This window comes from Microbulbifer zhoushanensis (assembly GCF_021729055.1).
GTDB classification, from domain to species: Bacteria; Pseudomonadota; Gammaproteobacteria; order Pseudomonadales; family Cellvibrionaceae; genus Microbulbifer; species Microbulbifer zhoushanensis.
Map to the genome: position 1 here is coordinate 24,140 of NZ_JAJSAO010000002.1, position 12,976 is coordinate 37,115.

8 protein-coding genes are annotated in these 12,976 nt (G+C 59.4%); 2 read left to right on the top strand and 6 right to left on the bottom strand.

Annotated features, from left to right (window positions below):
- Positions 1–131: 131 nt before the first annotated feature.
- The 6 genes from LVD10_RS03650 to tkt all read right to left on the bottom strand — a co-directional run bounded on the left by LVD10_RS03650 (position 132) and on the right by tkt (position 10,433).
- Complete coding sequence (locus LVD10_RS03650) at positions 132–2,525, bottom strand: zinc-dependent metalloprotease (protein WP_237061904.1); 2,394 nt, start codon at positions 2,523–2,525, stop codon at positions 132–134.
- Between the two features lie 171 nt (positions 2,526–2,696).
- Positions 2,697–3,188 (bottom strand): LabA-like NYN domain-containing protein, encoded by a 492-nt coding sequence (locus tag LVD10_RS03655; protein WP_237061906.1) that lies wholly within the window; start codon positions 3,186–3,188, stop codon positions 2,697–2,699.
- A 100-nt stretch (positions 3,189–3,288) separates the two neighbouring features.
- A complete protein-coding gene (locus tag LVD10_RS03660; protein WP_232939837.1) occupies positions 3,289–3,753 on the bottom strand; it encodes a tRNA-uridine aminocarboxypropyltransferase in 465 nt (154 codons plus the stop codon).
- Between the two features lie 708 nt (positions 3,754–4,461).
- Positions 4,462–7,008 carry a PKD domain-containing protein gene (locus tag LVD10_RS03665; RefSeq protein WP_237061908.1) on the bottom strand — a complete coding sequence of 849 codons (2,547 nt, stop codon included), beginning with the start codon at positions 7,006–7,008 and terminating at the stop codon, positions 4,462–4,464.
- A 221-nt stretch (positions 7,009–7,229) separates the two neighbouring features.
- Positions 7,230–8,279, bottom strand: a complete 1,050-nt coding sequence (gene gap, locus LVD10_RS03670; protein WP_237061909.1) for a type I glyceraldehyde-3-phosphate dehydrogenase — start codon at positions 8,277–8,279, stop codon at positions 7,230–7,232.
- Positions 8,280–8,429: 150 nt separating this feature from the next.
- Positions 8,430–10,433, bottom strand: a complete 2,004-nt coding sequence (gene tkt / locus LVD10_RS03675; protein ID WP_232939843.1) for a transketolase — start codon at positions 10,431–10,433, stop codon at positions 8,430–8,432.
- A gap of 252 nt (positions 10,434–10,685) precedes the next feature.
- On the opposite strand from tkt, the gene LVD10_RS03680 reads away from it, so the two are divergent.
- Both LVD10_RS03680 and metK read left to right on the top strand, forming a co-directional pair.
- Positions 10,686–11,651: a metalloregulator ArsR/SmtB family transcription factor gene (locus tag LVD10_RS03680; RefSeq protein WP_232939845.1), complete on the top strand. Its 966-nt coding sequence runs from the start codon at positions 10,686–10,688 to the stop codon at positions 11,649–11,651.
- Positions 11,652–11,738: 87 nt separating this feature from the next.
- Positions 11,739–12,962, top strand: coding sequence for a methionine adenosyltransferase (gene metK / locus LVD10_RS03685; RefSeq protein WP_237061910.1), 1,224 nt, complete (start codon positions 11,739–11,741; stop codon positions 12,960–12,962).
- The last annotated feature ends 14 nt before the right edge of the window (positions 12,963–12,976 follow it).

Genomic DNA, 12,976 nt, shown 5'->3' on the forward strand with positions numbered 1-12,976 from the left:
CGCAAGCGGCCTTTTTTATTGGTGCCCGCCAGCCTTTACCCGCACCCGACTCCCTGCCTGCAAACCCCGCCGGTCCTGACACCGCCCCGGGCCGGCCAAACCCACAGTCCGGCCGGCGAAGCGGCTATCGGTCAGATCGGCGAGCCCGGCGGCATGGCCTGCAGCTCATCCGCCTTCGGCTCCAGCTTGCCGCTGGTAAAGGCCCCGATTCTCTGGGCCTGGTAGTAGTAGTGGGCGTTATAGCCCTCGGCATCATCACCGAACAGCTTCATGCGCCCGATGCTGTGCTGGATCCGCGCCAGCTCCATGCTCGCCCTGGCCCGCACAGATTCCGCGGCCCCGGCATTGCCCGCCAGCAGCATCAGGTGGTGGAAATAGGCATGGTTGACCCGCTGGTGAATCGCTGCCGCCAGCCCGTCGTAGGCGCCGTTGTCCAGAGCTTTTTCGGTCAGGCTTTCCAGCACCGTGGCGAATCCCGGGTGTCCCGCACGGCGGGCCGACTGCTCTTCCAGGCGTGCGGCACGCTCGGGATTCAGCAGGATTGAAAGGGTGTGGCCGGCCGCCGCCTCGGCCATGGATACCGCATCAAAAGCGACGCCGGTGCGGGCCGGAAAGCTCTCCGCGGTGCGGCTGTAGCCATAGGACTTCGGTGGCAGCAACTGTAGCACCCGCTCGGACAGGGCCAGGAATTCCGGCTCCAGGGTGGAGACCAGTGCATCCACTGCCTGGCGCTGCTCCTCTGCCGGCACCAGGTTGTAGGACACCTGTTCGGCATCGTTGTAGAGGTAATCATAATCCAGCCCGCCGATCAGCTTGCCCACCGCCTCGGCCTGGAAGCGATAGCCGTAGTAGACCGGTACCAGCGTCTCCTCCAGTGCCGAACGCGGTGCATCCGCCGGGTTGGCCGCGCTGGAGAAGTTATCCAGGGCATGGCGGCGCAGCTCGGCCATACGGGCGAACTCCGCCAGTGGCTCGGCGCCGTTATCCCAGAGGTGGGAGTCCGCATGGGCGTCATTGATGTCGCGGGAGTCCGGGTCGGAGATAAAGCGCAGGCCCTGCCCTGTGGCGTCCTCGATCACGGCTGCCAGGTACGCCTGCTCATCCACCGCCTCGCCATAGCCGTAGCGCACCGCCAGCTTGTCCCACTCACCGATACCGGTGTCATAGGCCTGCGCCAGCTGCATCTCCTCGCCCCGCAGGGTTACCAGCGGGGCCGGGTAGTCCATTACCGAGGCACGCTCACTGGCACTGGCGATAAAGTTATGGGCCAGGCCCAGCGTATGGCCCACCTCGTGGGCGCTCAGCTGGCGAATACGTGCCAGGGCCAGCTCTTTCAGCGCAGAGGTATCTGCATCCCCGTCGCCATAGGGCTGCAGCAGGCCCTGGGCGATCAGGTAGTCCTGCCGCACACGCAGGGAGCCCAGGGTCACGTTGCCCTTGAGGATTTCCCCGGTGCGCGGGTCGGCAATGGCATAGCCGTAGGACCAGCCACGAGTGGAGCGGTGCACCCAGTTGATCACGTTGTAGCGGATATCCAGCGGGTCGGCCCCTTCCGGTAACAGTTTCACCTGGAAGGCATTCTTGTACCCGGCCGCCTCGAATGCCTGGTTCCACCAGCTGGCGCCGTCAATCAGGGCACTGCGCACCGGCTCCGGCACCCCCGGGTCGACGTAATAGACGATCGGCTCCACCGGCTCGTCACTGCCCGGTTTCTTTTCCAGGCGATGGCGATAGATAAAGCGCTGGTCCAGCGGCTGGTCGATCGCGGTGGCATAGTCGCGGAAGATAAACGGGAAGTAACCACTTCGGCTGTGGAATGCACGCGGGCGGTAGCCGTCATCCGGCAGCTCCACCAGGGAGATATGCTGGCGCAGGGAAACCAGGGTCGGCGTCGGCACCACCTCGTTCAGGTACTTGCCGGGATTGCCACCGGCAAATGTCAGCTGCGCCTCGAATTCGCTGTTGCGGGGAAAGTTCTTCGTACGCGGCAGGTAAACCGCGGATTTGGAGGCGTCGACGCTATAAGTGCCCTGCTCGGTCGATTTGAGCCGGCTGGCAATCCCATGCTGGTCACTGAGCAGGAAGGGGGTGAAATCAATCAACAGGGTATCGCCATCCCGCGCCACCGCCTCGAAGCCCCACAGCACCGAGGAGGCAAAAGCCTCCCGCACCGCCTGGCGCTCGGCGGCGTTATCGGAGTGGGCCCGGTATTGCATATTGCGCTGGTGCAGCAGGACCTTGTTGCCCACCCGCTCGAAGCGCACCAGCTGGTTCTCGCCACCCTGGTTGCGGTCCAGTCCCACCGGGTTGGAGCCCAGGCCCTGGGCCAGGCCGGTCAGCAGCAGGAATTCCCGGTCGAACTCATCCACCTCCAGCAGGATGCGGCCGGTGGTGTCGTCCCAGTAGAAATCGTAGTAGCCGGGCTGGCGCTCCATGCCGGCGGCGTATTCAGAGATACTGGCGGCCTGCGCGGTGACCGCGGCCAGTGCCAGTATCACGGCGATCAGTCCCATGCGTAGCTTCATGTCACTCCCCAATTGGTCGTTATTCTGGTGCGCGGAAGGACTATAATCAGTGCCACAGGTCCGCACCTGGCAAGTTCGGTAAATGCTGGGACCTAGGTTATCAGGCCCGGAGAAGATCGCGAACCTGTCTGGCGCTTCCGTGACCGCCGGGGCGCAGCTGGTGATCAGGAGTCACTGGGCAGTACTCTTCAGCAACAGCTCCCCCTCGATCGGCACGAAGCGAGAGGCCGCGTGCCTCAGGGAGCCGGCTGTCAGCGAGGGCACCCCGTATACCTCGACCGGGATACCAAACTTCGATCGGATTCGGTCGGCCAACAGGTCGAAGTCACCGTCCCCGGAGACCAGTACGAGTACATCGGATCCCGCCGCACAGTCCAGCGCATCGATAGTAATTCCCACATCCCAGTCACCCTTGGCAGAGCCGTCGGCACGCTGGATAAAAGGCTTCAGCTTCACTTCGAAGCCAATCCCGCGCAGGATATTCTGGAACTGGCGCTGCTTCTCGTCGCCTCTATCGATGGCATAGGCAATTGCGCTCACCACTTCCCGTCCGGCGGTCGCCTGGCGCCAGAAGGCGTTGTAGTCGAAATTACGCCCATACGCATGGCGGGTGGTGTAGTAGATATTCTGGACATCCACCAGCAGGGAAACCCGATCGGCCATTAAGGACTCCTGTTATGCTTGATGACCGGTTTCAGCCGGGCAGCCAGCAATACTTTTGAAACAGAAAATTTAATATCCTGGCAATTCCAGCCCGGGCCCTTTATCGCTGGTTGAATCGCCCGAACTCCTCTCGCAAATTCTCTGCCACCGCACCAAATCCTTTCGCCTGCAGAAGCTCAATCACGCACTCGGCCGTGCACAACCCGCCCTCCCGCTGGTTGCGGCGCAGGCAGTAAGCGGACTCAATCCCCGGATCCAGGCTCACCCGTTCCGCCCCCTTGAAATAGGGGCTGCGGTTATACATCTTACGGGCCTCCTGCCAGGTGGCGTCCAGCAGGATGAATGTTTCGAAGGCGGAAACCGGTTTCAGGGACAGCCCGGATTCAGTCCCAGGATAAACAAGTGCGGCATCGCCAGCCTGGATCAGCTCGACTATTTCAGGATCAGGGTGGCGGCGCTGCCAGATGACCCGCCGGACCAGATCGCCACATGTGGCTGTGGCGATTGAGCCAGTGTTTGTCGGGCGGTGTATCTCGCGTTCGTGGGTAAGCAGGTAAATCTTCAAGAGGCAACGGCCGGTAACTGGAATGCAAAAATGCTACGGAAACTAACTCTGGACCTAGCGTACCATCCCACTGCCAGTTTCAGCCAGACACCGTCAGCCTCGGGCGAACCGCTTTCAGGTGCGTGACACGGCGCTGGCACTGCTGCTTGGAAGCGATCATCAGCCAGCGCCAGCCCCCGGTCGGTCGTCAATGCTATTTTTTCGGCAACAGATGGGGCTATACGCGCCGCAAAGAGCGCACAGCATCATACCCGGCGCTGCTTCGGGTATCGCCTCAGTTTCAGGTATTCAGGATGCAGCATGACCAGGCATGCACCTAGACTCCATACACATCGGCATAAATGCGCAGCTAGCCAGCGTAGGCGATGGGAACATCCTCACTGCAAAAACACACTTGCCGCTCATTGCCGCTCATTGCCGCTCATTGCCGCTCATTGCGCATTGTATCGGATCACATGCCGGTGGTGCCCACAAGATCGAGCCTGGACAAGCAGGCCATGAATCACTTCTTGAACACATGGCCTAAGAATAAAAAAATGAACTGAATCCGGTAAAATTGAGCGTCAAAAGCTTAGCCGTACCGCAATTATTCCATGACTTTAAGTCATAGACCCCAATTATAATTACTTATACAAATCTCACGGCTGGTAAGATAGCATTGAAAAAAGTCCCGGAATTCACCTTTATAATTACTGATTATTTTATCCCTCACCTGGCGATCATGACCCGATCCCCTGTTTTCAGGTTAACAGCAAATAATGCCTGATGATTATAACCTGTAAAGTAAGCGACCAACCCATCCTGAGAAATAGCGACAGACCTTATATTCATAAGGAATTCTCCCTCCCCTGCAGATTGGTCTGCCACCACTGCCCGATCTCCAGTCTCAATGTCTAGCAAAGAAATTTGGTCAAAATCAGACCTAATCAACAGGGATTTTCCGTCAGGCATCAAGTCGAGATCAGCCACGCCGTTCATGTATGGCCCTACCCCCTGATAAGGTTCATATATTGTTGTTCTATCTCCAGAAGCAACGTCAATCGAAAAAACTCTTGCGGAATCCGTTCCGCCCAAGCCCGCGTCGGCAACGAAAATTCTATCCGTCGCAGAGTCATAATTAATGCCTGTAGGATTAATAAACCCTTCGCCAGATCCAATTTCAGCGCTTGACACTATCTCTCGACTGAGATCCGAAAGGTTCAGCGCAATCACTGCCCCCACTTCAGCATCGGCAAAATACAGCTGATTATTCTTATTACTGAAAGCAATCCCCCGAGCGGACATAATCACAGGGCCCATACCATCTGAGTCTGTTGCAATAGAAGTTCGATCGCCGGTCTCCAAATCAACTCTCAGGACTTGGGCTGATGCACCAGAGGCATCATCCTTCTGCTGCAATATATAAGCGGTACCTGCGACTGAATCTACCTCCATTTTTCTCGGCCACTGAAGGACCGGACCACTGCCCCGGGAAACACCAGAAACTTCAGTCCTCACACCTGTCGATAAATCAACTTTTTGCAGGGACCCGCTCCCATAATCCAGGAGGTAACCATTATTCGCTTGACCAAGGTAGAAGTCGTAAAATTCTCCCACACCGGGTCCACTACCAACAGTTTGCTCAATTATTATTGAACGTTCAGCCGTACTACTATCAACAGTGAAAACAGCATCGGAATCCTCAGACCAACCTCCTATATCTCCGACCAGATATCGATCATAGTGGCTGTCATACAATACATTAACAGAGTATCCAGCCGTCACTCCTGACTGCCCATTCTCAGAGAAAACCTCACTATCACCGCTATCGACAAATACCCTGTATATATCACTCCATGGCTGAGAATAAACTACAACCTTCCTGACAGGGTCAAATGCCATTGAAAATGGGTCTGCAATAGTCGGCCCCTCTCCAACACTGGCGGATGTAGCCACTGATCGATTCCCGGTCTCCAGTTCAACTGCAATCAACGACGCATTCGAATACACGTAAGCAAACCTGCCTTCCGTGTCTACAGTTAGCCGACTGGGGTTTGAAAACGCGATACCGGTACCAACCGCGTCATTTGAGGAAACTATTTTTCGATCGCCTGTAGTTAGGCTTATTGAATAGAGAGCCTCTTGGCTCTCATCTATGCCTAACACCTGGTTTCCGAGTGGATCTATCTCTATATCATAGATCAGCTCCGGTATTGGGCCACTTCCGACAGCCTGGCTGGAAACCACCCCTGAATCATAGGTCTCGAGGTCGATATAATCGACCAAATGTGTAGAAACATTGAGAATCAGAAGCCGATTGCGATCAACATCATGAACTATATCCCATGGTTGTCCCGGCAACCTTGTATCAGTACCTATTAAGCTATCAAATTTACCTGATTTCAGATCAACGCGAAAAAGCCGATCGTTAGAAATTGAGGTGGAATCAAGTGCAAAGATTTTATCCGTATTAGCCTTGTCCAATGCGAAAAGTGGACGCACCAAGGTAGGCTTATTTTCTATGCTGACTTGTACAGATTTATCAATAACACCGTCTTGATATGCGTCTAATTGAATGATCGGACTTTGATCATTGGCTGGCAACGGCAAATCATTTATTAAGAAAACACCATTTTCCTGCACCTCGACAGATATCTCACCCGCTCCAGCTGTAGCCCTCACCCCGACGCTATCAACGGCAGCCCTCGCCCTCTCAATCGAACCTACTACGCTTATTGTGCTTCCAAAGAAACGGCTCCCATTGTAAGGAAACCTGATATCCAACTGACTGATCGGAGCGTAAGGCACAACAGTTACAATAACCTGGTCAATGGCTGAAGCGCCTTCGTTATCATTGACTGTAACCTGGAATTCGAATACAGCCTCCACCTCTACAACTGGGGCCACGAACGATATCGACTCTCCTTCCCAACTTTCTACTTCAATCGAGGGACCAGAAAGCTGCTCCCATTGGAAGCTATCAATCATTCCGTCAGAGTCTGTAGATTGCCCGGCAGACAAGAGGATGGTGGTCTCTTCATTAGCCACTATGTCTTCGCCAGCATGGGCTATCGGAGGCTGGTTTTGAGTCGTATCTCCAGTTCCAGAGCCTCCTGAGCCTCCTGAACCACCTGAGCCACCCGCGCCCCCAGAATCACCAGTGCCCCCTGTGCCCGATGTCGAACCACCACCGCCGCCGCCACCGCAACCGGAAACGATTATTGTGGTGCACAGAAAAATAGCCGCCAGCATGCGGCCAGGCCAGAAACATGTCATTGCATACCCCCAGTGTAATTTTTATCGTTATCCACAGGTTTAAGGTACATCGACCATATAAAGGCGCCCCTGCGGGGCAGACTCCAACAGGCATTACTCCAAAATTTTTGGCAAAGCTTTCTTATCGTAGAAGGAAATAACGGCAGGGATTGGTGAGCAGCAATCCCAATAAAGAAATTTGAGAACTGCCTCTCAATAATGCGAGCAGGTTGGCGCAGAAGCTATTTTATGTGGTCGTGGTGACTGGCCTCACGGCCTTCCAGGCTCTTTAATTGCATCGCCACGTCCAGCATCCGGTTGGCAAATCCCCACTCGTTATCAAACCAGATCAACACTTTCACCAGTTTGCCACCGGCAACGCGGGTCTGGCTGGCATCGACGATGCCGGAGCGGGGATCGTGGTTGTAGTCGCAGGAGGCGAGGGGCTCTTCGGTGTAGCCGAGCACGCCGGCAAAATCGTTCTTTGCCGCTGCACTCAGTACATCGTTTACTTCGGCCTGGGTCACAGTGTTGTGCAATTGCACGGAGAGGTCGATTGCGGACACGTTGACCGTGGGTACGCGCATCGCCTGGGCCTCGAAGCGGTCGGCCAGGCTGGGCAGGATACGCTCGATACCGCGGGCAAGCCCGGTATCGACAGGAATAATGGAGGTAACCGCCGAACGGGTTTTGCGCAGGTCGGTATGGTGATAGGCATCGCTTACCGGCTGGTCGTTCATGGCGGCGTGGATGGTGGTGATCACTCCGGCATCGATACCAAACGCTTTATCCAGCGCGGCGATCACCGGGACGCTGCAGTTGGTGGTGCAGGAGGCGGCGGAGACAATGGTCTCCTTGCCAGTGAGGATATCGTCGTTGACGCCGTGGACGATGGTGGCGTCCACATCGCGGCTGGCGGGCTGGGAGAACAGGACTTTTTTTGCCCCGGCCTTCAGGTGCAGCTCTGCGCGGGCGCGCTCGGTAAAGCTGCCGGTGCACTCCAGCACGATATCAACCCGGTCTTTGCGCCAGTCCAGGTCTTCCAGCTGTTCATGGTGGGTCACCGCGATGCGGTCACCGTTAACGACCAGGGCATCGCCCTGCACTTCGACATCACCACCAAAGCGGCCGTGTACGGAATCGTAGCGGGTCAGGTGGGCGATGGTGGCGCAGTCGGCCAGCTCATTGATGGCGACGATCTGCAAACGATCGCGCGCGCCGGATTCATACAGCGCACGGAGGACGGAGCGGCCGATGCGGCCGTAGCCGTTGATGGCAAGTCTGATACTCATGAACTTCCAGCCAGTATCAGCATATTGAGCTGACTCCCGTGGGTGCTGGATCCCGGCCGGAACCGGGACGACGGCAGGGCAAAGTCAGGCTTCGCAGCCGTCATGCCGGCAAGTGCCGGCATCCAGGTAGAAGGTCGTGCAGCGCACGTTTTACTTCAGCAGTTTCTCGACGGTCTGCGCCACATTGTCGACGGTGAAGCCGAAGTATTCCATCAGCTCGCCACCGGGGGCGGATTCGCCGAAGGTCTTCATACCGACGATGGCACCGTCAAAGCCGACAAACTTGTACCAGTAATCCTGGTGGGCCGCTTCCACAGCGACGCGGGCGCGGACGCTGGACGGCAGCACCGACTCGCGGTACGCCTCGTCCTGGTCCATAAATGCCTCGGCACAGGGCATGGAGACCACACGGATCTTGCGGCCGGACAGCTGCTTCTGGGCTTCCATCGCCAGTTCCACTTCGGAACCGGTGGCGATGATGATGGCCTCCGGCAGGCCCTCGCAGTCGGACAGCACGTAGCCGCCCTTCTCCACCTGGGCCAGCTGGCCGGCGTCACGGCTCTGCGGCGCCAGGCCCTGGCGGCTGAAGATCAGGGCGCTGGGGCCGTCGTTGCGGGCGACTGCCATCTTCCAGCTCACCGCCGACTCGGTCGCATCGCAGGGGCGCCAGGTGTACAGGTTCGGGGTGGAGCGCAGGGCGGTCAGCTGTTCCACCGCCTGGTGGGTGGGTCCGTCCTCGCCCAGGCCGATGGAATCGTGGGTGTAAACGAAGATCACCCGCTGCTTCATCAGTGAGGCCATGCGCACGGCGTTGCGCGCATACTCCATGAACATGAGGAAGGTGGCACCGTAGGGCACGAAACCGCCGTGCAGGGCGATCCCGTTCATGATGGCGCTCATGCCGAACTCGCGCACACCGTAGTAAACGTAGTTACCGGCGGCGTTGTCGGAGCGCACGCCCACGGAACCGGACCAGATGGTGAGGTTGGAGCCCGCCAGGTCGGCAGAGCCGCCGAGGAATTCCGGCAGCATGGGGCCATAGGCATTCAGTGCATTCTGGCTCGCCTTGCGCGAGGCTATCTTCTCGCCGTTTTCCTGGCACTCGCGAATGTACTCATCCGCCTTGGTAAGGAAGTCCGCCGGCAGTTCACCGCTCATGCGACGCTCGAATTCCGCCGCCAGCTCCGGGAACTCCTCCTGGTAGTCGGCGAAGATATCGCGCCACTCATCTTCCTGCGCCTCGCCCTTGTCGCGGGCGTTCCAGCCAGCGTAGATATCTTCGGGGATCTCGAACGGGCCGTGGTTCCAGTTCAGGGTCTCGCGCACCAGGGCGATCTCGTCATCACCCAGCGGCGCGCCGTGGCACTCCTCGCGGCCCTGCTTGTTGGGGGAACCGAAGCCGATCACGGTCTTGCAGCAGATCAGGGTGGGCCTGGCGGTCTCGGCGCGGGCCTCCTCGATGGCCTGCTTCACCGCCGCCGGGTCGTGGCCGTCGACACCCGGGATCACATGCCAGCCATACGCCTCGAAGCGCTTGGGCGTGTCATCGGTGAACCAGCCCTCAACCTCCCCATCGATGGAAATGCCGTTGTCGTCGTAGAAGGCAACCAGCTTGCCCAGCCCCAGGGTACCGGCCAGGGAGCAGGCTTCATGGGAGATGCCCTCCATCAGGCAGCCGTCGCCGAGGAAGCAGTAGGTGTGGTGATCCACCAGTTCATAGCCCGGGCGGTTGAATTGCGCCGCCATCACTTTCTCTGCCAGCGCCATGCCCACCGCGTTGGTGATGCCCTGGCCCAGCGGGCCGGTGGTGGTCTCGACACCAGGCGCGTAGCCATACTCCGGGTGCCCCGGGGTCTTCGAGTGCAGCTGGCGGAAGTTCTGCAGCTCCTCGATCGGCAGGTCATAGCCGGTCAGGTGCAGCAGGGAGTAGAGCAGCATGGAGCCGTGGCCATTGGACAGCACGAAACGGTCGCGGTCCGCCCAGTCGGGGTTGGCCGGGTTGTGCTTCAGGTAATCGTTCCACAGGACCTCGGCAATATCTGCCATGCCCATGGGCGCGCCGGGATGGCCACTCTTGGCTTTCTGCACGGCATCCATGGACAGGGCACGAACGGCATTGGCCAGTTCGGTGCGGGTCGGGTTGGAAGAAGTCATAGGGCTCTGCTCTCAGGTCAGTTTGCGGGGCCGGGCCGCATTCACCATAGGCCACGGCGGCGAAAAAGGAGGCGTATTTTCACGCAATCGGCGGCGCTGCGCAAAGGCCGGTGGCCGATTGTCGCGTTATTCACGCAACAAAATTGCTCCGCAGGTGCCGGCGCTTAAAACAACACACCTGCATCAAAATATTTTTATGGAGCTATATCAAAATCCTTTGATGCAGGCTGGAACGCTGCTAGACTGCGCCTCATGCCAGATTCCCAGCACGCCATCCAGCAACCGGAACAGACCATTCCGGACGCCATCCCCCAGCTGGCCGCGACCCTCAAGGCCGCGGGGGATCCGCTGCGCCTGGAGATCCTGCGCCTGCTGAGCCAGGACTCCTACAGCGTGCTGGAGCTGTGCCGCATCTTCACCCTGCGCCAGCCGGCGCTCAGCCATCACCTGAAAGTACTGGCCCAGGCCGGCCTGGTGAGCAAGCGGCGCGAGGGCAACAACCTGTTTTACCGCCGCAGTGGTGACGGTGAGGCGCTGCGGGGCCTGTTTGCCAGCCTCGACCGCCTGCCCCTGTCCCCGGAACGGGCCGCCGCCGTGGCGACCATTGCCCGGGAGCGCGCCGAGGCTTCGCGCCGCTTCTTCGCCGACTATGGCAATCGCTTCCGCGAGCAGCAGGAGTTGATCGCTGGCTACGAAGTCTACGGCCCGCAGGTGGCCCAGCTGCTGAAGCCCGGGACCAGGGCCCTCGAGGTAGGCCCCGGTGAGGGGGAGTTTCTCGCCGAGCTGAGCCCCCGCTTCGACAACGTCACCGCGCTTGACCTGTCCGAGACCATGCTCACGCGGGCCCGGCAGTTTGCCGATGACCGCAACCTGGCGAATATCGACTTTGTCTGCGGGGACACCCGCGAGGCCGCCGCGCGGCCACAGAGCGCCGACAGCATCGTGGTCAATATGGTGCTGCACCATACGCCGGAGCCGGCACAGATATTCCAGGACCTGCAGCAGGCCCTGAAAAGTGGCGGCCAGCTGCTGGTGGCAGAGCTGCAGGACCACCGCCAGGACTGGGCCCGCGAGGCCTGTGGTGACCTGTGGCTGGGTTTTGCCCCGGAGCAGTTGCAGGCCTGGGCGGAAGACGCCGGCCTGCAGGATGGTCGCAGCGTATACAGCGCCCTGCGCAATGGCTTCCAGATCCAGATCCGGGAATTCCTGAAACCGTAATTTAACCGCGGGAGCCTGCCCTGGAGGCTCCCGCAATAACACCGAGCATTATTTCGTTTGCCGCAGGCAAGACATGGAGACTTTCACATGAGTGAATACAGACTGTTTACCTCGGAGTCCGTATCCGAGGGGCACCCGGACAAGATCGCCGACCAGATCTCCGACGCGGTGCTCGACGCACTGCTGGCGCGCGACAAGCACGCGCGCGTGGCCTGCGAGACGCTGGTAAAGACCGGCGTGGCGGTGATTGCCGGCGAGATTTCCACCAGTGCCTGGGTGGACCTGGAAGACCTGGTGCGCAAGGTGATCACCGATATCGGTTACACCTCCTCGGACGTGGGCTTCGACGGCGACACCTGCGGCGTGCTGAACATGATCGGCAAGCAGTCGGTGGATATCGCCCAGGGTGTCGACCGTGCCAAGCCGGAAGACCAGGGTGCCGGGGACCAGGGCCTGATGTTCGGCTATGCCACCGACGAGACCCCGACCTTTATGCCGGCGCCGGTTTACTACGCCCACCGCCTGGTGGAGCGCCAGGCCGAGGCGCGCAAGTCCGGCCTGTTGCCGTGGCTGCGCCCGGACGCGAAGAGCCAGATCACCTTCCGCTACGACGAGCACGGCAAGCCGTGCGCCATCGACGCGGTGGTGCTGTCCACCCAGCACAGCCCGGAAGTAAGCCAGGAAGACCTGCGCGAGGCGGTGCTGGAGCTGATCGTGCACCACGTGTTGCCGCAGGAGTGGCTGCACGAGGGCACCAAGTACCACATCAACCCGACCGGCAAGTTCGTGATCGGCGGCCCCGTGGGCGACTGCGGCCTGACCGGGCGCAAGATCATCGTCGACACCTACGGTGGTTCCGCCCGCCATGGCGGCGGCGCCTTCTCCGGCAAGGACCCGTCCAAGGTCGACCGCTCCGCCGCCTACGCCGGTCGCTACGTGGCCAAGAACATTGTCGCCGCCGGGCTGGCCAAGCGCTGCGAGATCCAGGTGTCCTACGCCATTGGCGTGGCCGAGCCCACTTCCGTGTCGATCAATACCTTCGGTACCGGCAAGGTAAGTGAGGACAAACTGATCGAGCTGGTGCGCGAGCACTTCGACCTGCGTCCCTACGCCATCTCCCGGGCCCTGGACCTGCTACACCCGATGTACCAGCTGACCGCGGCCTACGGCCACTTCGGGCGCGAGCCGTTCGAGCACACTTACAGCTGGACCGATAGCAGCGGCCAGCAACGCAGCGAGACCTTCACTGCCTTCCCGTGGGAAAAAACCGACAAGGCCGAGATCCTGCGACAGCACGCGGGTCTTTCTTGATTCCCAGCCAGATA

Coding starts and splice junctions, on each gene's coding strand:
- tkt (WP_232939843.1), bottom strand. CDS start 10,433: ATGACTTCTTCCAACCCGACCCGCACCGAACTGGCCAATGCCGTTCGT.
- LVD10_RS03655 (WP_237061906.1), bottom strand. CDS start 3,188: ATGGCCGATCGGGTTTCCCTGCTGGTGGATGTCCAGAATATCTACTAC.
- LVD10_RS03665 (WP_237061908.1), bottom strand. CDS start 7,008: ATGACATGTTTCTGGCCTGGCCGCATGCTGGCGGCTATTTTTCTGTGC.
- metK (WP_237061910.1), top strand. CDS start 11,739: ATGAGTGAATACAGACTGTTTACCTCGGAGTCCGTATCCGAGGGGCAC.
- LVD10_RS03680 (WP_232939845.1), top strand. CDS start 10,686: ATGCCAGATTCCCAGCACGCCATCCAGCAACCGGAACAGACCATTCCG.
- LVD10_RS03650 (WP_237061904.1), bottom strand. CDS start 2,525: ATGAAGCTACGCATGGGACTGATCGCCGTGATACTGGCACTGGCCGCG.
- gap (WP_237061909.1), bottom strand. CDS start 8,279: ATGAGTATCAGACTTGCCATCAACGGCTACGGCCGCATCGGCCGCTCC.